We start from the raw sequence: 19,331 nt of genomic DNA, 5'->3' as shown, positions 1-19,331 counted from the left end.
TCACGTCATCTTCTGAAACCCGCCGGACCCGTCGATGTGGAAATGCCTGATTTCTCTAGTATATTTCGTCGTCTTCTGTCCGAAACCGGATAATGCCGCAACAGCGCCAGAGTAGGCAGGTTCGGAAATCTCCTGACGCGACCCGTCGAAGCCAATCGATACGATCCACCCATCCGCTTGTGGCTGCAACTCTTCCAATAGAACATTTTGGAGGTTCTGCCCTCGATCGACGAACCTTTCGAAGTAATCGAAAGCGAGATCTATCGCTTGATCTGCCGTGAGTCCTTCCCTGGCCTCTTCCATATCGAGTTCTCCAAGATTGACGGGTGTCACTCCTTGTCCTTCAGCCCCATCAGCGCCGCGGCGAAGGGATTGTCGGGGTCGATCCTGTCCTTCGCCTTCCTGTCGGGTCCGGCGGTGAAGGTCTTGGGCTTCGCATCGCGCTGCGGCTTGCCGCCCTTGGGCTTGCCCTTGCCACGGGCCTTCGGCGCGTCGCCGCGCGGCCGAGTCTCGCCCTGCTCCCGCCGCGGCCTGCCCCGCGCCTGCCCGCGGCCCCGCCCGGCCCAGGTGAAGGTGTAGAAAACCTCCGTCTCCTCCGGATCCGGGGTCGGCGCGACCTGCGCCTCCGGACCCGCCTCGCCGGGCGCGCGCTCTTGCGGCTGGTCGTTCATCTCGCCTTGCCCCGCGTCGGGCGCAGGCTCCGCCTGTGCCGGCGCGGAGGCATCGGACACGACCTCGGCAGGCGTGCCGGCCTGCGGCTCCTCCGCGACAGGCTGGCCCGGCTGCTGCGGCGCGGAGGGCGCCACCTCGGGCGCCGCATCCGCCGCCGTCGGCGCGGCATCCGGCGGCACCTCGTCGGCGGCCGGCGCCGCCTCGGTCACGGGCTGGACCTCTTCCGGCGCGGCCGGCGCCGGACGCGCCTTGGGCCGCTCGCCGCGCACCGCGCGATAGCCCAGCCCCTGCATCAGATCGGCGAACTGCTCGAGCGTCAGCCCCGTGATGGAGAGCATGTCGGCCTTGGCCTCGAAGCCGCCTTTCGTGTCCTCGGCGCGCAGCATGTCCGCGAGCCGCTCGAGCATGTCGATGCGGACCGCACGGGCGCCTGCCGCGCGATAGCCCGCCATCGCCGCGTAGCCCCTGGGCGCCGAGCCGTCCGCCGGGATCGTCACCAGCCCCGGCGGCGGCGCCTCGGGAAAGGTGTCGAGCCCGTTTTCGAGACTCCACAGAACCAGCCGCAGCCGCGTGGGCGCGGGCTTGAGCAACGCCGGCAGGAAGATGGTGAACTGGCCGAAGCGGACGCCGTGCTTGCGCAGCGCGCCGCGCGCGTCCTGATCGAGCGCGCGCACCTCCTCGGCCACCTCGCCGCCGCGCGGCAGGATGCCGAAGCCCTCGACGAGGCGGAAGGCGAAGCCCTTGGCCCGGCCCGAGAGGCTCTCGTCCCGCTTCATCGCGAGAAGCGGCTCGAAGAGCGCGGCGACCTTGCGGTCCATGAAGTGCATGAGCCGCCGCTGCACCTTGTCGGCGACCTCCGGCCCGGCGTCCTCGTCCACGAAGACCTCGATCCGCGGGCGCAGCGGGTCGTCCGAGGCGACGAGCTTGCCCACCGCCTGTTCGCCCCACATGAGCCCGCCCTGCTCGGTGAAGTCGATCTCGGTGTCGGGAGCATTGTAGAAGCGGTCGGCCCGCAGGTGGAAATGGGGCGCCAGCGCCTGCAGCGCGGCGGAGGCGATGGTGCGCGCTTCCTGTCCCGCCGCCGCCGTGTCGCGGCGGAAGCGAAAGCCCTCCAGCCGGCCCACGAACTCGCCCTCGACGCGGACCTCTCCGTTGTCGCTCACTTCGGCCAAGAGGGCCTCCTTCTGCTTCAGCCGCCGCATGAGGACGGATGTGCGCCGATCCACGAACCGCTGCGTGAGCTTCGCGTGCAGCGCATCCGACAGCCGGTCTTCTACCGCGCGCGTGGCCTCGCGCCAATGGCTTTCAGCTTCGACCCAGCCCGGACGCTGCGCGACGTAGGTCCAGGTCCGGATGAACGCGAGCCGGCGCGAGAGCGTGTCGATGTCGCCCTCCACGCGGTCGATCCGGGAGACCTGCCGCGCGATCCAGTCCTCGGGGACGCGACCGCCGTCATGCAGGTGAATGAAGATCGACTCGAGAAGTTCCGCGTGCTCGCCGTGACTGATTCCGCGAAAATCCGGAATGCGGCAGACATCCCACAGCAGCCGGACCGCCCGCGCGTCGGAGGCGCGCGCGCAGACGTCCGGCTCGGCCGCGAGCATCCGCAGCGCGCGCAGGTCGTCCGCCTCGCGGGCGCGGGAAAGCAGCGGCGCGGGTGGCGATTCCTCCAGCGAGGCGATCAGCGCCTCGGGCGAGCCGAAGGCCAGCCGCGGATTGCGCCATTGCACGCGGCTCACCGGCGTGAAACGGTGATTGGTGATCGCCTCGGCCACCTCGTCGGCGATGGGCGGGGCCTCGCCGGTCGTGCCGAAGCTGCCGTTGGACATGCCGCGGCCGGCGCGGCCCGCGATCTGTCCCAGCTCGTTGGGCGCGAGCTGGCGCATGCGCCGCCCGTCGAACTTGCGCAAGCCGGCGAAGGCAACGTGGTCGATGTCCAGGTTCAGCCCCATCCCGATCGCGTCGGTGGCGACCAGATAATCCACGTCGCCGTTCTGATAGAGCGCGACCTGGGCGTTGCGCGTGCGGGGGCTCAGCGCCCCCATCACCACCGCCGCGCCGCCCTTCTGCCGGCGGATGAGCTCGGCGATGGCATAGACGCTCTCGACCGAAAACGCGACGATCGCGGAGCGCGGGCGCATCCGGCTGATCTTGCGCTGGCCGGTGTGGGCGAGCTCGGACATCCGGTCGCGGCTCAGGAACTCGACCCGCGGCACCAGCGCCCGGATCGGCCCGCGCATCGTGTCCGCGCCCATGAACAGCGTCTCGTGCTGTCCGCGCATCCGCAGAAGCCGGTCGGTGAAGACGTGGCCGCGCTCGGGATCGGCGCAGAGCTGGATCTCGTCCACGGCGACGAAATCGGCGCCCATGCCCTCGGGCATCGCCTCGACGGTGCAGACCCAGTACTGCGTGCGCGGCGGCACGATCCGCTCTTCGCCCGTGACGAGCGCGACGACAGACGGCCCCCGCGCCGCGACGATCCGGTCGTAGACCTCGCGCGCCAGCAACCGCAGCGGCAGGCCGATGACCCCCGTCCGGTAGCCCAGCATCCTTTCGATGGCGTAATGGGTCTTTCCGGTGTTGGTGGGCCCCAGGACCGCGACGATCCTGCCCTCACTCGCCATGTGCCCCCCTCGCCCGGGTCTGTGTGCCGCGGCCCGCGCGCGGCGGCCGGTCAGAGATCGCGCCCGAGCACCTCGGTCTCGAGCGATTCCATCGCCTCGCGGACTTGGGTGTTTTCGGGGTAAAGCGCAAGCACCTGCTCATAGGCGCGCCAGGCGAGCTTCGGCCGCTCCAGCTTCTGCATGACGGCGCCGACGCCCTGAAGCGCGCCGAAATGCTGCGGGTTGAGCGCGAGCGCCCGCTCGAGATCGGCGAGCGCGAGGAGGTATTCGCGCTGCCGGTAGAAGACCAGCGCGCGCGACGCCCAGCCCTCGGCGAACTCCGGCGCGTGATCGGTGAGCGCCGTCAGATGCTCGACGGCGAGATCGTAGTCCTCCGCCTCGAGCGCCTCGCGCCCGCGCCGCAGCAGAAGGTCCATCGCGGCGGAGCCGGACCTTGCCCATTGGGTGCGAATCTGTCCCGCGATGCGCTCGGCCTCCGCCCCTTCGGCGGATTGCAGCGAGTCGAGCAGATCCGTGACCTCTGCCTCTTCCGCTGCCACCGGCAGCGCAAGACAGAGCGCCGCAGGCAATGTCGCGACGTGAGCTTTGATTCTGGAGCGAGAGCGTTTCATATCAGACTGGAGTGTAGTGGATGACGGCCGTATTTCCATAGGGGCTGCGGCCGCGCGATCGAAAGGGGACAGCACATGAGCGTGATCGACGAGGCCGTGACGGCCATCAACGCGAAAGTCGGGGGCGGTTTCGACGGCTCGGTGAAGTTCGTCATCGAGGGCGAGGGTTCCGTGATGCTCGACTCCGAGGGCGCCCGCGCCGGCGACGAGCCGGCCGAGGTGACGCTCACCGCCGACGCAGACACCTTCCGGCAGATCCTGGACGGCGATCTCAACCCCACCTCCGCCTTCATGAGCGGCAAGCTTGCGGTGGACGGCGACATGGGCAAGGCCATGCAGCTCGCCGGAGCGCTTTCCTGACTCAGGCCGCGATGGCAGTCGAGCCGGCACCCTATCTCGACGACATCGCCGACGGCCCCGCCGGCGGCGCCTGGTGGGTTCGCGCCTCCGACGGCGTGCGCGTGCGCGTCGGAGGCTGGACCGCGCCGGGCGCGCGGGGCACGGTGCTGCTCTTTCCCGGGCGCACCGAGTTCATCGAGAAATACGGCCGCGTCGCGCGCGACGTATTGGCCCAGGGGCTCGCGGTGCTCTCGATCGACTGGCGGGGGCAGGGCCTCACCGAACGGCTCGCGCCCGGGCCGCTGATCGGCCATGTGCATGCCTTCGCGGACTACCAGAGGGATGTCGCGGCCATGCTCGACGTGGCCGAGGCGCAGGGCTTTCCGCGTCCCTACCACCTGCTCGGCCATTCGATGGGCGGCGCGATCGGGCTGCGCGCGCTGATCGAGGGGCTCGACGTGGCCTCCGCGGCCTTCACCGCACCGATGTGGGGCATCCTGATCGCGGCACACCTTCGCCCGGCCGCCTGGGTCGTGAGCTGGAGCGGACGGCGCGCGGGGCTGGGGCATCGCATCGCGCCCGGCACCACGATCGAATGCTATGCCGCGACCGCGCCTTTCGAGGACAACACGCTGACCACCTGTCCCGAAAACTACGCCTTCATGCAGGACCAGCTCGCCCGCCGGCCGGAGCTGCAGCTCGGCGGGCCGAGCCTCGCCTGGCTGAACGAAGCGCTCGTCGAGTGCCGGGCGCTCGCCCGCGCGCCGGCGCCCCGGGTGCCCTGCCTGACCTGGCTGGGAACGCGCGAGCGCATCGTGCATCCGGGCCGGATCGAGGACCGCATGGCGCGCTGGCCGGGCGGCCGGCTCGAGGTCGTGGAGGATGCCGAGCACGAACTCCTGATGGAGCGGCGCGAGATCCGCGAGCGCGTGACGGCCGGGACGCTGGCGCATTTCCGGTCTCACGGCGCGGCGGCCGCCTGATTTCTGGCCCGCGCCCTTCCCGCGCCTATAGTGCGCGGCATGGCACGCGATCCGGTCCTCACCTTCACCGAGCGCGGCATCTACTGCCCGGCGGGCGATTTCCACATCGACCCCTGGCGCCCGGTGCCGCGGGCGCTGATCACGCACGGCCACGCGGATCACGCCCGGCCGGGCCACGCGGCCTATCTGGCCACCGAGGCGGCCGCGCCGGTCCTCAAGCATCGTCTCGGCGATATCCGGCTCGAGACCGCGCGTTTCGGCGAGGCGCGGCGGATCGGCGCGGCGACGGTCAGCTTCCATCCCGCCGGCCACGTCCCGGGCTCCGCCCAGATCAGGGTCGAGGTCGCGGGCGAGGTCTGGGTGGTCTCGGGCGACTACAAGCTCGCCGCCGACGGGCTCAGCGAGCCCTTCGCGCCGGTGCGCTGCCACGCCTTCGTGAGCGAATGCACCTTTGGCCTGCCGGTATTCGAATGGGCGCCGCAGGAAGAGGTCGCGGCCGAGATCAACGACTGGTGGGCGGCGAGCGTGGCCGAGGGACGCACGCCGATGCTGGGGGCCTATGCGCTGGGCAAGGCGCAGCGCCTGCTCGCGCTGCTCGACACCTCGATCGGCCCGGTTCTGACCCACGGCGCCGTGGAGGAGACGACCGCCGTCCTGCGCGCACAGGGGCTCGCGCTTCCCGAGACGATCCGGGTGACGCCGGAGACGGAGCCGAAGGCGCATCCGCGCGCGCTCGTTCTGGCGCCGCCCTCAGCCCTGGGCAGCACCTGGGCGCGGCGCTTCGGCGCCACCTCGACCGGACTCGCCAGCGGCTGGATGCGGCTCAGGGGCGTGCGGCGGCGGCGCGCGGCGGACCGGGGTTTCGTGATCTCGGATCATGCCGACTGGCCCGGCCTGATCGAGGCGATCCGGGCAACCGGCGCGGAAAAGATTTACGTCACGCATGGCTACACGGAAATCTTCAGCCGCTGGCTGGTCTCCGAGGGCTGGGATGCCGCCATCGTGCCCACCGAGTTCGGCGGGGAAACGGAGGATGACGGAGATGCGGGCTGATGTGAAAAGCAAATCAATGATTTGCACCGTTACCTTGAGGCTCCTTCCGAGCTGCGGGACAAACCTGTGGACAAGCGGGAAAGCACCTGAAGATCAAGGCAGCCCATCGGCATGAAAGACTTCGCCGCCCTTGTCGCGCGGGTCGATCAGACCACGCGCACCTCGGCCAAGACCGACGCTCTCGCCGACTATTTCGCGCGGGCCTCGGACGACGACCGTCTGTGGACCGTCGCGCTCTTCTCCGGGCGCCGGCCGCGCCGGGCGATCACCACCACCCAGCTGCGCGAATGGGCGGCAGAGCGCGCGGGCCTGCCGCTCTGGCTGGTGGAAGAAAGCTATCCGAACGTGGGCGATCTTGCGGAGACGATCGCGCTCATCCTGCCGCCGCCCTCGCGCGGCTCGAACCGCAGCCTCGCGGAGTGGATCGCGCTCCTGCGCTCGCTCGCCGAGATGGCCCCGGAGCGCCGCAAGGCAGAGGTCGTCGCGGCCTGGGAGGCGCTCGACGCGCAAGAACGCTTCATCTTCAACAAGCTGCTCACCGGCGGCTGGCGCATCGGCGTGAGCCAGAAGCTGATGACCCGTGCGCTCGCCCGTGCCACGGGGCGCGACGAAGCCGAGATGGCGCATCGCCTGATGGGCGCGTGGGATCCGGCGACGACGACCTGGCACGCGCTGATCGAGGCCGAGGACGCGGCGGCCGATCTCTCGCGCCCCTACCCGTTCTGCCTCGCCTACCAGCTCGACGAGGGGCCGGAGAGCCTTGGCGACCCGGCAAACTGGCGCGCGGAATGGAAATGGGACGGCATCCGCGGCCAGCTCATCCTGCGCGAGGGTCAGCATTTCGTCTGGTCGCGCGGCGAGGAGCTGATGACCGACCGCTTCCCCGAGCTGGCCCGCGCGTGCGACTTCCTTCCGCCGGGCACGGTGATCGACGGCGAGATCCTGGCCTGGCGCGACGGGCCCCTGCCCTTCAACGATCTGCAGAAGCGGATCGGGCGCAAGACGGTGCCTGCGAAGCTGCTCCGGGACGCACCCGTGGCGCTCGCCGCCTACGACCTGCTGGAGGACGAAGGCCGGGACATCCGCGCCCATCCTTTCGCCGAGCGCCGCGCGCGGCTGGAGCGGTTGACCGCAGAGCTGCCGAAGGACGCGCCCGTGGTCCTGCCGCCGCTCATCGCCTTCGACGACTGGGAGTCGCTCGCGGCCACGCGCGCCAGCGCCCGCGATCACGCCGCCGAGGGCGTGATGCTCAAGCACGCCGCCAGCCCCTATCACACGGGCCGCAAGCGCGGCGACTGGTGGAAATGGAAACTCGACCCGCTGTTGATCGACGCGGTGATGATCTACGCGCAGGCCGGCCACGGCCGCCGCGCGAACCTCTTCACCGACTTCACCTTCGCGGTCTGGAATGGCGCAGAGCTTGTCCCCTTCACCAAGGCCTACAGCGGTCTCACCGACGCCGAATTCCGCCGCATCACCGCCTGGGTGCGCAAGAACACCCTGCAACGCTTCGGCCCGGTCCGGCAGGTGGCGCCAAGGCTCGTTTTCGAGATCGCCTTCGAAGGCATCCACGAAAGCCCGCGCCACAAGTCGGGCGTTGCGCTGCGCTTCCCGCGGATGGCCCGCTGGCGTGAGGACAAGCCACCCGAGGAGGCGGGCACGCTGGACGAGCTGAAGGCGATGCTGGCGGCCTACGGCTGAGCGCCTTGCGCCTGCGGCGTCCCGGCCCTTATGTGAATGCGACCCGAGACGACAGGAGAGCCCCCATGACGGACACCCCCCGCCCCGCCCTCGACGCCGCCACCGAGCAGGGCGCCGCGCCGCTGGGCGATCTGCCCGAATGGGATCTGACCGATCTCTACGCGAGCCCCGAGGCGCCGGAGATCCAGCGCGACCTCGACTGGCTGCAGGCGGAATGCGCCGCCTTCGCCGCGGACTACGAGGGCAAGCTGGCGGATCTCGACGCCGAGGGGCTGCTGCGCTGCGTCCGGCGCGACGAGAGGATCGAGACCGTGGCGGGGCGGCTGATGTCCTATGCGGGCCTGCGCTACTACCAGAACACCACCGACGCGGGCCGCGCCAAGTTCCTCTCCGACTGCCAGGAAAAGATTACCGAATACACCACACCGCTGGTCTTCTTCACGCTCGAGATCAACCGCCTGCCCGACGATCACCTGGACGGCCTCTTCGGGCAGAACGCCGATCTTGCACGCTACAAGCCGGTCTTCGACCGCATCCGCAAGATGAAGCCCTATCAGCTCTCGGACGAGCTGGAGAAGTTCCTGCACGACATGGGCGCCGTCGGCGACGCATGGGAGCGGCTCTTCGACGAGACTATTGCGGGGCTCACCTTCGAGGTAAACGGCGAGGAGCTGGGCCTGGAATCCACGCTCACGCTGCTCACCGAACAGGACCGGGACAAGCGGGAGGCCGCGGCGCGCGCGCTGGCCCGCGTCTTCGGCGAGAACCTTCGCCTCTTCGCCCGCGTGCACAACACGCAGGCCAAGGAGAAGGAGGTCGTCGACCGCTGGCGCAAGATGCCCACGCCGCAGACCTCCCGCCATCTGGCCAACGACGTCGAGCCCGAGGTGGTCGAGGCGCTGCGCGACGCGGTGGTGCGCGCCTACCCGCGGCTCAGCCACCGCTACTACGAGCTCAAGCGCCGCTGGCTGGGTCTCGACAAGCTGCAGGTCTGGGACCGCAACGCGCCGCTGCCGATGGAAGAGACGCGCACCGTGGCCTGGGACGAGGCGCGCGAGACGGTGCTGCGCGCCTATGAGGGCTTCTCGCCGAAGCTGGCCGAACTTGCGGAGCCCTTCTTCGACAAGGGCTGGATCGACGCGGGCGTGAAGCCCGGCAAGGCGCCGGGCGCCTTCGCGCATCCCACGGTGACCGACGCGCACCCCTACGTGCTGCTAAACTACCTCGGCAAGCCGCGCGACGTGATGACGCTGGCCCATGAACTGGGCCACGGCGTGCACCAGCGCCTCGCGGCGGGTCAGGGCGAGATGCTGTCGCGCACGCCGCTGACGCTGGCGGAGACGGCGAGCGTCTTCGGCGAGATGCTGACCTTCCGCAGGATGCTGGCGAATGCCACGGACGACAACGAGCGCCGCGTGTTGCTGGCCGGTAAGGTCGAGGACATGATCAACACGGTCGTCCGGCAGATCGCCTTCTACGACTTCGAGTGCAAGCTGCACGAGGCGCGGCGCGGCGGCGAGCTCACCCCCGACGACATCAACGCGCTGTGGATGAGCGTGCAGGCCGAAAGCCTGGGGCCCGCCTTCGAGTTCATGGAAGGCTACGAGACTTTCTGGGCCTATATCCCGCATTTCGTCCACGCGCCCTTCTACGTCTACGCATACGCCTTCGGCGACGGGCTGGTGAATGCGCTCTACGCCGCCTACGAGGAGGCGCCCGAGGGCTTCCAGGACAGGTATTTCGACATGCTGCGCGCGGGAGGCTCGAAGCACCACACCGAGCTTCTGGCGCCCTTCGGCCTCGATGCCTCCGACCCCGCGTTCTGGGACAAGGGCCTGTCGATGATCGAGGGCTTCATCGAGGAGCTCGAGGCGATGGAAGGCTGACCCCCTTCGCACGTCGGACGAAGATTTTTCGTACGAAGAATCTTCGTCACGCGGTGCGGCCGGACATGCAAATCCGGGCGGAGGACGCGAGATTCTTCGTACGAAAAATCTCGCGTCAGTGGGGCGAGGTCGCCTTCAGCCGGTCAGCTTCGCCGTCATTTCGACCAGCCGCGTCGCCTGGTGCTGCACGGCGGCGCGGGCGTGTTCGTCGAATTCGCCCGCCTTCACGGACGTGCCGTAGGGGTTGCCGCCCGCGGCGAAGATGCTCTGGTCGGTATAGCCTGGCGCCACGATCACCGCCCCCCAGTGCATCGCGGTGGTATAGAGCGACATCAGCGTCGTCTCCTGCCCGCCATGGGGGTTCTGCGCGCTGGTCGTGGCGGTGAAGGTCTTGTTCGCCAGCTTGCCCTCCATCCAGAGCGGACCCAGAGTGTCGATGAAGGCGCGCAGCTGGCTCGCCACCACACCGTAGCGCGTGGGCGCCGCGAAGAAGTAGCCGTCGGCCCAGTCCATGTCCTCCGCGCGCGCCTCGGGGATATCGGCCATCTTCTCCAGTTGCGCCTTCCAGGCGTCCTGACCCTCGACCACCTCGCTCGGGGCGGTCTCGGCTGCGCGGCGCAGGCGCACCTCCGCGCCGGCCGCGCGGGCGGCCTCGGCGGCCGCCTCGGCCACCTGTTGGTTGGTTCCGTAGGTCGAATAGAAGATCACGGAGATTTTCGGGGTCGCCATCTCGGGCTCCTTTTGCGGGTTGCTATCCGATCGCGAGCTAGTCGTGTTTCCGGAGATGAACCACGCGCAGGGGCGCAAGGATCCTGTGCGGCGGTGCACCCGCGGCTTGCCAATGCCGGCGCATCGGGCAAGGCTCCGGCCATGGCCCGTGCCCCGTCACAGTCCGAGATCGAACGCCTCGCGCGGCGCGCGCTGGACGAGCTGCCCGAGGCCTTCCGGCCGGCCGCGCGCGAAGTGGCGCTGCGGGTCGAGGATTTCGCGCCCGACTGGATGCTGGACGAGATGGGGATCGAGAACCCCTTCGAGCTCACCGGGCTCTACGACGGCATCCCGATGACGGAGAAATCCGTGCTGGATCAGCCGCAGGGGCCGGACACCATCTGGCTCTTCCGGCGGCCGATCCTCGACGAATGGGCGGACCGGGGGAACGTCACCCTGGAAGACCTGGTGCGCCACGTGCTCGTGCACGAGCTCGCCCATCATTTCGGATGGTCGGACGCCGACATCGCCGCGATCGATCGCTGGTGGGAGTGAGCCCCGCAGGCACGCGGCGGCGCAACCCGGACCCGCACGCGGCCGGGACGAGGCCGTCCGGCGCGGGCGGGGGGCGCCGGAGCCCTCAGCCCTCCGCCGCGAGCGCTTCGATCCGCTCGAGAAACCGTGCAGGCGACAGCTCGCTTTCGGCCGTGGCCCGCGCGCCGGCGGCGAGGCGCGCCCGATAGGGCGCGTCGTTGACGAGCTGGTGCAGGGCTGTGTCGAGCGCGCCGGGCGCGTCGATGTCCACCCGCACGCCGTCACGCCCTTCCGTTAGGTAACCCGCCGATCCGGCAGCCGTGGAGATCACCGGCACTGCGCCATAGGCCATCGCCTCGACCGGGGCGTAGCCCAGGGGCTCGTCGATCGACGGCATGACGCAGATGTCGGCGGCGGCGTAGAGCGCGGGCATCGCGGCCAGGGGCACGTCGCGATGCAACTCGATCCAGCTCTCGGCCTGCGCGGCTGCCTCGAGGTGCGCGAGATAGCGCGCATCGTGCCCGCTCGCGCGCCGGTCGGTGGTCCCCACGAGTTGCAGGCGCGCGCGGCCCGCGCGCCCGGGGTCGCGCAGCGCCTCGATCGCGAGATGAAGGTTCTTGCGTGGCTGCGAGAGCTTGCCGACGCAGATCACGGTCACCGGCCCGTCGCCGCGGGCGAGCGGAACGGCCGGATCGCGCGCAACGGGCCAGGGCAGGTAGCGGGCGAGCGGGTCGGCCGGCGCCTCCGCGTCGAGCCCCGGCACCGGGGTGACGCGCCGCAGCGGCAGGCCGGCCAGGCGGCGGCGCAGGCGCTTGGTCCATCGCGCCTGCTCGGTGAGCGGGCGGAGGTCGTAATACCACAGCGCCGCCCCCGACCTGCGTGCCGCGCGCGCCGCCTCTTCCTTCAGCTTCGAGGTGTTGCGCAGAAAGACCAGGTCGGGCCGGGCCGTCTCCACCGACCGCGCGACCGCCGCCGCGCCCGGTGCACGGCCGAGGACCACCGGCTGAACCACGCTGTGGTCCTCGCTCGGCCCCGTCGCGTCGGCCATCACCGTGACCCGATGTCCCGCCTCGACGAGCGCGCGGGTCGCCACGAAAAGGTTCGGGTGGAACCTCGGCACGACGAAGAGAACCGACAGGCGACCCATCCCCCCGGTCATTCAGCAACCTCCAGTCGCCGCGGTGCGATCTCGGCGCGCGGAACGGCAAACGGCAGCATGGGCGGACGATATGCGCGCAAAAGCGCCCGCCGCAACGCGCCTGGCCGGCACGGCGGCACAGCGGATGCGCGCCGAAACCCATCTGCAACAGCCCGCGACGGGCACCGGGGCGCGGAACCGGCCCCGGCGGCCCGGCGTTTGCGCGTCTGCAGCGCCGAGAGCGTGGCACGAGCTCTGGAAAGGACATCCCATGGCCCAGCGCGGCGGCGTCTCCGCGCGCCTCACCTCACAAATGAACCCGGCCGTCTTCATCGGCTCGGCGGCGCTGGTGATCGCCTTCGTGATCGCGGGGGGCGGCTTCACCGATGCGACAGCCGACTTCTTCCAGACGCTGCAGGAGAACATCACCCGCTTCTTCGGCTGGTACTACGTGCTGGTCGTGACAGGGATTCTCGTGCTGACCTTCGCGATCCTCGCCTCGCCGGCGCGCAACGTGCGCCTCGGCGGACCGGAGGCGACACCCGAGTTCTCGCGCTTCGGCTGGTTCGGGATGCTCTTCGCCGCCGGCATGGGGATCGGACTGGTGTATTTCGGCGTGGCCGAGCCGCTCTACCACTATGCCAGCCCGCTCGACGCCGAGCCCGAAGGCCTGCCCGCCGTCACGGAGGCGATGCGGATCTCCTTCTTTCACTGGGGCCTGCATGCCTGGGGCATCTACATCGTGCTGGCGCTGGCCGTCGCCTACGCGCATTTCAACCGCGGCCTGCCGCTCGCGCCCCGCTCGGTGCTCGAGCCGCTGATCGGCGAGCGCATTCACGGGCCGATCGGCGACCTGACGGACATCGTCTGCACCGTCGGCACGCTTCTGGGCGTCGCGACCTCGCTGGGGCTGGGCGCGATGCAGATCAACGCCTCGCTCGCGAGTTTCTTCGGCTGGCCCGAAACGACGCTCGTCCAGATCGCGCTCATCGCGGCGATCACGCTGATCGCCACCATCTCGGTCGTGAGCGGCGTGAAGAGCGGCGTGCAGATGCTCAGCCGCGTCAATCTCTGGCTGGTGCTGGGCCTCATGGTCTTCGTGCTGGCGGTGGGCCCGACGCTCTACGTCGTCGAGCTTTTCGTCAGCGCCCTTGGCCGCTATCTGCAGAACCTGCCGCAGATGAGCCTCTATCTCGATCCCGGCGCGGACAGCCAGTGGCAGACGACCTGGACGCTCTTCTACTGGGGCTGGTGGATCAGCTGGTCGCCCTTCGTTGGCATCTTCGTCGCGCGGATCTCCTACGGGCGCACGATCAAGGAGTTCATCCTGGGCGTTCTGCTGGTGCCCACGCTGCTGACCTTCCTGTGGTTCGCGATCTTCGGGGGCACGGGCCTCTCGGCCCAGCGCGCCGAGGAGGGAGCGAACCTGCTCTCGGCGGTGCGCGAGAACGAGGCGGCCTCGCTTCAGGCGATGCTGGCGACGCTGCCCTTCGCGCAGATCTCGACCATCGTGGCGACGGTGGTGATCCTGCTCTTCTTCGTCACCTCGTCGGACTCGGGGTCGCTGGTGGACGACATGGTCACATCGGGCGGCGACCCGCACCCGCCCAAGGCCCAGCGCGTGTTCTGGGCCGTCTCGGAGGGCGCCGTCGCGGCGACGCTTCTGCTGCTGGGCGGGCTGACGGCGATCCGCAATGCGGCGATCAGCCTCGGCCTGCCGATGTCGATCCTGCTGATCGCAGCCGCGATCGCGCTCTGGCGCAACCTGCAAGCCGACCCTGCGGCACGCACGAAGCGGGGACGGCCGCGCGCGGCCGATCTCGAAAAACCTGCGAAGGAGCGTCGCTGACGCCAGGCGATGCGGGCCGCGCGCTCAGATGGAGAAGGACGTGCCGCAGCCGCAGGAGCTGGAAGCGTTCGGGTTCTCGATGGTGAAGCGCGCGCCGATGAGCTCTTCGGTGAAGTCGATCACGGCGTTTTCGAGAAAGGGCAGCGAGACCGAGTCGATGATGACCTTCTGGCCCTGGCCTTCCAGAACGATGTCGTCGTCGGCCGGCGCATCGAGGCGGATGTCGTACTGAAACCCGGAACAGCCGCCGCCCTCGACCGCGACGCGCAGCGCCTGGCCCTGATCGGCGGCACCGATTTCCGCGAGGCGCGCGAAGGCGCGCTCGGTCACCTTCGGAGGAAGCTGCATTCTGGTCCGTCCTTGTCCGTCTGTGATCCCTGCGTGCAGAAAATAGGCGCCACAGTCCCGCGGCACAAGCCGGCGCACCCCCTGCACCGCGCGCGAAATCCCTGTATAGCGGCGCTGACGACGCTTTCGCGCAAGCAGGAGACGAGGTCACATGCGCGCGCCTTACGCATCGGATCCGGAGAAGAGCCGCGGGCGGCGCACGCCCGAGGCCGAGAGCGCGTTGCGCTCGGCCTTCCAGCGCGACCGCGACCGGATCATCCATTCCTCCGCTTTCCGCCGGCTCAAGCACAAGACGCAGGTCTTCGTGGAGCACGAGGGCGACTATTTCCGCACAAGGCTGACGCACACGCTCGAGGTCGCGCAGGTCGCGCGCACCATCGCACGCGCGCTGGGGCTCGACTTCGACCTCGCCGAGGCGGTGGCGCTGGCGCACGATCTCGGCCACACGCCCTTCGGCCACACGGGCGAAGACGCGCTCGACGCGCTGATGGCGCCCTACGGCGGCTTCGACCACAACGCGCAGGCCGTCCGCATCGTCACCCGGCTCGAGCGGCACTACGCCAGCTTCGACGGTCTGAACCTGACCTGGGAGGCGCTGGAAGGGATCGCCAAGCACAACGGCCCGGTGGTCGGACCGGGGCGGCCACCGCTGCCCTACGCGCTCGCGGATTACGACGCCGAGCACGACCTGGAACTCGGCACGCATTCGGGGCTCGAGGCGCAGGTCGCCGCTCTGTCCGACGATATCGCCTACAACCACCACGACCTCCACGACGGGCTGCGGGCGGAGCTCTTTACCCTCGACGGCATCGCCGAATTGCCGCTGATCGACGGTTGCGTGGCCGAGGTCGACAGGCTCTGGCCCGGCCTCGACAGCCACCGTCGCAGACACGAGGCGCTCCGCCGTTTCTTCGGGATCCTGGTGGAGGACGTGGTGGCCGAGACCCGCGCGCGGCTCGCCGAACTCGAACCGCGCCGGGTGGAGGACATCCGTCACGCCGGGCACATGATGGTGCGCTTCTCCGATTCCGTCTGGCGCGACATCCAGACGATCCGGCGGTTCCTGTTCGAGCGGATGTACCGCGCCCCTCGCGTGGTCGAGATGCGCGCGGCGGTCACGGGTGTCGTCAACGACCTCTTCCCGCTCTACATGGACGACCCGCGCCTCCTGCCCGAGCGCTGGCAGTCCGACGTGGCGGCCGCGGAGGGCGACACCGCGCTCGCCCGGATCGTCGCCGACTACATCGCCGGCATGACCGACCGCTTCGCGCTGCAGCAGCACGAGCGGCTGGTGGGCGGCACCCGCCCGGCGGTCGCCGTGCCGCGCTGAGCCGCTGGCCTCGCGCGCCGCGCGCCGCTATAGCCCCGCCCATGTCCCACCCCGCGCTCGCCCTTTCCGAGGATCAGGCCGCCGCGCACGACCGCATCGCGGCCTTTCTGGCGGAGGCGGGCGTCGATCTCGAGACCGAAACCCTCGCGCCGCCCCGCGAGGGGACGTCCCGCCTGCTGGCCGTGACGGGCAAGGCCGGTTCGGGCAAGACGCTACTGCTGGCCGAGATCTGCCGCGCGCTGGGCAACGCCGGCGTCGAGACCGTTTCGGGCGACTGGGAGGGACGGCGGCGGCGCGATCGCCGCACGCTGGCCGTCCTTGCGCCCACCAACAAGGCGGCGAGCGTCCTGCGCAACCGCGGCGTGCCGGCGACCACCATCCACCGGATCCTTTACACGCCCGTCTACGACCCGCACTACGAAAAGATCGCCGACTGGCTCGCGGGCAACGGGGAACGGCCCGAGGTGGGGGGGCTGAGCGAAGCCGCGCTGGACCGGGCCGCGGCCTTCTACGCGCGCCATGCCTCGATCCCCGGCGCGCTGATGGCGGCGGGGCTCCGCGGCTCGGACTTCATCACCGGATGGAAGCGGCGCGAGGAGCCGCTCGACATCGGGCTGGTGGACGAGGCCTCGATGCTCGACGCGAAGCAGCTCGAGGATCTTCAGGAGATCTTCCCGGCGCTGATCCTCTTCGGCGACCCCGCGCAGCTCGCGCCGGTGAACGCGCCGGGCGGCATGGTCTTCGACTCGCTGCCGGACGAGCGCAAGCTGCACCTGCGCCGCGTCCACCGACAGGCGGCAGACAACCCGATCCTCGATCTCGCCCACGCGCTGGCCGATCCCGCGCTCGACTTCGAGGGCTTCGAGGCACTGGTGCGGCAGGCCGCGGCACGCGACGAGCGCGTCGTCTGGGGCGAGCGGGTGGAGGTGGACCTGATGGCGCGCAGCCCGGTGCTGGTCTGGCGCAACGCAACGCGCATCCGGCTGATCGACGCCTTCCGCCGCGTGCACGAGGCCCCCGGGGACGCGCTGCTGCCGGGCGAGCCGCTGATCTGCGACGGCATCGAGCTGCCGCTCAAGCACCGGCAGAAGCGGCTGGACCTCGAGGCGCGGGGGCTCATCAAGGGCGCGCAGGTGATCTGGCTGGGGCCCGGCAAGAAGCCCGGCTTCTCGCGCATGCACGTGGTGGGCGCCGAGGATCCGCAGGTCTCGGCCGCCTCGATCGTTCGGATCGAGAAGCCGGGCGAGGAAGAACCCTTCATCCCTTACGCCGCGGGCATGGGCGCGACCTTCCTGCACGGGGCGGCGGTGACGATCCACAAGGCGCAAGGGTCGCAGTGGGAGACGGTGCAGGTCTTCGCACCCGACCTTTTCGCCGCGGCGCGCGCCGGGCGCACCGAGGCCGGCCAGCCGCTGTGGAAACGCCTCGCCTACGTCGCGATCACGCGGGCCGAGGGGCGGCTGATCTGGGTGGTGCGCAACCGGCTCGCGCGGCCGTCGGAGCCGCTGGGCGTCGCGGATCTCGCCGCGCGGCCCGCGAGGCTGCGACTCGAAGGCGAGGCATGAGCGCCGGCGCACGGGCGCCGGTCGCGAGAGACAGGGAGGCTGAGAGATGCGGACGGCGATCGTGACGGGCGCGAGTTCGGGCATCGGCGCAGCCGTTGCGCGCGGGCTGTTGGCAGAGGGCTGGCGCGTGGGCCTCGTCGCGCGGCGCGAGGCGCGACTGTCGGAGGTCGCGGCGGGCCATCCGGCAGCGCTGGTGCTGCCGGCGGACGTGACGTCGGAGCGCGAGGTGGACGCAGTCTTCGAGAGATTCGGCGAGACCGCGGGGCGGCTCGACCTTCTGTTCAACAACGCCGGGATCTTCGGCACCGCGGGGCCGCCCGACGAACTCTCGGTCGAGATGTGGCGCGAGGTCGTCGAGGTGAACCTGACGGGCATGTTCCTCTGCGCGCGGGCGGCCTTCGGCCGGATGCGCCGGCAGGAGCCGCAGGGCGGGCGCATCGTGATGAACGGCTCTGTCTCGGCGCAGGCGCCGCGGCCGGGCGCGGCCGCCTATACCGCGACCAAGCACGCGGTCACGGGGCTGACGAAGCAGATCGCGCTGGACGGACGCCCCTTCGGCATCGCCTGCGGCCAGATCGACATCGGCAACGCGCGCACGGAGCTCCTGGACGACCTCGCCCGCAGGCAGGCCGAGGCGGACCCCGAGGCGCCGCCGCTCGAGACGATGGACGTGGAGGACGCCGCGCGCGCGGTACTGCACATGGCCTCCCTGCCGCCGGAGGCGAACGTGCTGCAGATGACGGTGATGGCGACGAAGATGCCGCTGGTGGGGCGGGGCTGAGAGGGCGGCAAGGGGGGCTGTCTGCCCCCCTCGGCGGCTTTCGCCGCCTCACCCCCCGAGGATATTTATCCCCAAGAAGAAGAGGCTGGAGAAAGTCAAGGCAGTTTGACCAGCGTCTTGCCGGTGTTTCCGCCCCCGAGCATCTTCAGGAAGGCGTCGGGCGCGTTTTCCAGCCCCTCGGTGACATCTTCGAGGTAGCGGATCTCGCCCGATGCGACCTTCGGGGCCACCTCGGCCAGAAAATCGCCGATCCGGTCCCAGTGGTCGGTGACGATGAAGCCGCGCACGGAGAGGCGCTTGACGAGGACGGACCGCCAGAGCGTCGGCAGGCGGTCGGGGCCGCCTTCGTCGCCGGAGTACCAGGCGATCGTGCCGCAGAGCGGGATGCGGCCGAAGTCGTTCATCAGCGGGATGACGGCCTCCAGCACCTTGCCGCCCACGTTCTCGAAATAGATGTCGATGCCATCGGGCGCGGCCTCGGCCAGCGCGCGGCGCAGGCTGCGGGCCTCCGCGTGCGCGCGGTGGTCGAGGCAGGCGTCGAAGCCGAAGGTCTCGGTGGCGAGGCGGCATTTTTCTTCGCCGCCGGCGATGCCCACGGCGCGCAGGCCCAGCGCCTTCGCGAGCTGGCCCACCATGCTGCCCACTGGGCCCGTGGCGGCGGCCACGACCAGCGTCTCGCCGGGCTGCGGGCGGCCGTGCTCCGTCAGGCCCACCCAGCCGGTGAAGCCGGGCATGCCGAGGACGCCCAGCGCGGTGGCGGGCGGCAGGCGGGCGTCGAGCTTGCGCAGCTCCCGCGCGGGTGCGCAGCCGTGGTCTGCCCAGCCGAAGCTGCCCAGCACCGTGTCGCCCGCGGCAAGCCCCTCGGCGCGCGAGGCGATCACCTCGCCCACGCCCTGCCCGGTCATCGTCTCGCCGATCCCCACGGGGGCGGCATAGGAGGGCCCCGCGCTCATCCGCCCGCGCATGTAGGGGTCGAGCGAGAGCCAGCGCACCCGCACCAGCGCCTCTCCCTCGGCCGGTTCGGGCAGCGGGGCCTCTTCCAGCCGGAAATTCTCCGGCCCCGGCTCCGCCTCCGGGCGGCTGGCCAGCACGATGCGGCGCATGGATGTCATCGGGCGTTCCCCTTGCAATTCGGCTCTTGGCAAACCTGCGCGAGCCTAGGCACAGTCCCCCCGAAACGACAACAGTCCCCGAGGGAGCGGGGCCGAG

General features: G+C 70.3%; 17 protein-coding genes. 10 read left to right on the top strand and 7 right to left on the bottom strand.

Annotated elements, in window-relative coordinates:
• Genes DRV85_RS19035 through DRV85_RS14475 form a run of 3 tightly spaced genes read right to left on the bottom strand, consistent with a single transcriptional unit; the run spans position 1 to position 3,835 of the window.
• Positions 1–333: a hypothetical protein gene (locus DRV85_RS19035; protein WP_147238858.1), complete on the bottom strand. Its 333-nt coding sequence runs from the start codon at positions 331–333 to the stop codon at positions 1–3.
• Complete coding sequence (locus DRV85_RS14480; protein ID WP_113290193.1) at positions 330–3,296, bottom strand: helicase-related protein; 2,967 nt, start codon at positions 3,294–3,296, stop codon at positions 330–332. Before DRV85_RS14480 ends, DRV85_RS19035 begins: the two co-directional genes overlap by 4 nt.
• Positions 3,297–3,346: 50 nt before the next feature.
• Positions 3,347–3,835, bottom strand: coding sequence for a tetratricopeptide repeat protein (locus DRV85_RS14475; RefSeq protein ID WP_113290242.1), 489 nt, complete (start codon positions 3,833–3,835; stop codon positions 3,347–3,349).
• A gap of 147 nt (positions 3,836–3,982) precedes the next feature.
• Between DRV85_RS14475 and DRV85_RS14470 the strand changes: the two genes are divergently transcribed.
• The 5 genes from DRV85_RS14470 to DRV85_RS14450 all read left to right on the top strand — a co-directional run bounded on the left by DRV85_RS14470 (position 3,983) and on the right by DRV85_RS14450 (position 9,869).
• On the top strand, positions 3,983–4,267 hold the full coding sequence (locus DRV85_RS14470; protein WP_113290192.1) for an SCP2 sterol-binding domain-containing protein: 285 nt from the start codon (positions 3,983–3,985) through the stop codon (positions 4,265–4,267).
• An 11-nt stretch (positions 4,268–4,278) separates the two neighbouring features.
• On the top strand, positions 4,279–5,229 hold the full coding sequence (locus tag DRV85_RS14465) for an alpha/beta fold hydrolase (protein WP_113290191.1): 951 nt from the start codon (positions 4,279–4,281) through the stop codon (positions 5,227–5,229).
• Between the two features lie 39 nt (positions 5,230–5,268).
• Entirely contained in the window at positions 5,269–6,282 is a 1,014-nt protein-coding gene (locus DRV85_RS14460; RefSeq protein WP_113290190.1) for a ligase-associated DNA damage response exonuclease, read from the top strand.
• A 111-nt stretch (positions 6,283–6,393) separates the two neighbouring features.
• Positions 6,394–7,983: an ATP-dependent DNA ligase gene (locus DRV85_RS14455; protein ID WP_113290189.1), complete on the top strand. Its 1,590-nt coding sequence runs from the start codon at positions 6,394–6,396 to the stop codon at positions 7,981–7,983.
• 65 nt (positions 7,984–8,048) lie between these two features.
• A complete protein-coding gene (locus tag DRV85_RS14450) occupies positions 8,049–9,869 on the top strand; it encodes a M3 family oligoendopeptidase (protein WP_113290188.1) in 1,821 nt (606 codons plus the stop codon).
• Positions 9,870–10,004: 135 nt separating this feature from the next.
• Here DRV85_RS14450 and wrbA read toward each other — a convergent pair whose 3' ends face one another.
• A complete protein-coding gene (wrbA, locus tag DRV85_RS14445; protein WP_113290187.1) occupies positions 10,005–10,598 on the bottom strand; it encodes an NAD(P)H:quinone oxidoreductase in 594 nt (197 codons plus the stop codon).
• Positions 10,599–10,739: 141 nt separating this feature from the next.
• Here wrbA and DRV85_RS14440 point away from each other — a divergent pair, with 141 nt between their 5' ends.
• On the top strand, positions 10,740–11,132 hold the full coding sequence (locus DRV85_RS14440; RefSeq protein ID WP_113290186.1) for a metallopeptidase family protein: 393 nt from the start codon (positions 10,740–10,742) through the stop codon (positions 11,130–11,132).
• A gap of 85 nt (positions 11,133–11,217) precedes the next feature.
• Here the strand turns inward: DRV85_RS14440 and DRV85_RS14435 are convergent, their stop codons facing one another.
• A complete protein-coding gene (locus tag DRV85_RS14435) occupies positions 11,218–12,270 on the bottom strand; it encodes a glycosyltransferase family 4 protein (protein ID WP_113290185.1) in 1,053 nt (350 codons plus the stop codon).
• 250 nt (positions 12,271–12,520) lie between these two features.
• Here DRV85_RS14435 and DRV85_RS14430 point away from each other — a divergent pair, with 250 nt between their 5' ends.
• The gene (locus tag DRV85_RS14430) at positions 12,521–14,098 is read left to right on the top strand and encodes a BCCT family transporter (protein ID WP_113290184.1); all 1,578 of its coding nucleotides are present in this window, start codon (positions 12,521–12,523) and stop codon (positions 14,096–14,098) included.
• Between the two features lie 24 nt (positions 14,099–14,122).
• Here DRV85_RS14430 and DRV85_RS14425 read toward each other — a convergent pair whose 3' ends face one another.
• The gene (locus DRV85_RS14425; RefSeq protein WP_113290183.1) at positions 14,123–14,446 is read right to left on the bottom strand and encodes a HesB/IscA family protein; all 324 of its coding nucleotides are present in this window, start codon (positions 14,444–14,446) and stop codon (positions 14,123–14,125) included.
• A 151-nt stretch (positions 14,447–14,597) separates the two neighbouring features.
• Here DRV85_RS14425 and DRV85_RS14420 point away from each other — a divergent pair, with 151 nt between their 5' ends.
• Genes DRV85_RS14420 through DRV85_RS14410 form a run of 3 tightly spaced genes read left to right on the top strand, consistent with a single transcriptional unit; the run spans position 14,598 to position 18,122 of the window.
• The gene (locus DRV85_RS14420; protein WP_113290182.1) at positions 14,598–15,776 is read left to right on the top strand and encodes a deoxyguanosinetriphosphate triphosphohydrolase; all 1,179 of its coding nucleotides are present in this window, start codon (positions 14,598–14,600) and stop codon (positions 15,774–15,776) included.
• A gap of 41 nt (positions 15,777–15,817) precedes the next feature.
• Entirely contained in the window at positions 15,818–17,341 is a 1,524-nt protein-coding gene (locus DRV85_RS14415; protein WP_113290181.1) for an ATP-dependent DNA helicase, read from the top strand.
• A 46-nt stretch (positions 17,342–17,387) separates the two neighbouring features.
• Entirely contained in the window at positions 17,388–18,122 is a 735-nt protein-coding gene (locus tag DRV85_RS14410; protein WP_113290180.1) for an SDR family oxidoreductase, read from the top strand.
• Positions 18,123–18,217: 95 nt separating this feature from the next.
• Here DRV85_RS14410 and DRV85_RS14405 read toward each other — a convergent pair whose 3' ends face one another.
• Positions 18,218–19,234 carry an NADP-dependent oxidoreductase gene (locus DRV85_RS14405; RefSeq protein WP_113290179.1) on the bottom strand — a complete coding sequence of 339 codons (1,017 nt, stop codon included), beginning with the start codon at positions 19,232–19,234 and terminating at the stop codon, positions 18,218–18,220.
• Positions 19,235–19,331 lie beyond the last annotated feature (97 nt).

Source organism: Rhodosalinus halophilus (assembly GCF_003298775.1).
Classification (GTDB): Bacteria; Pseudomonadota; Alphaproteobacteria; order Rhodobacterales; family Rhodobacteraceae; genus Rhodosalinus; species Rhodosalinus halophilus.
The sequence above is the reverse complement of the archived record's forward strand: the minus strand, read 5'-3'. Positions and strand labels throughout refer to the sequence as shown.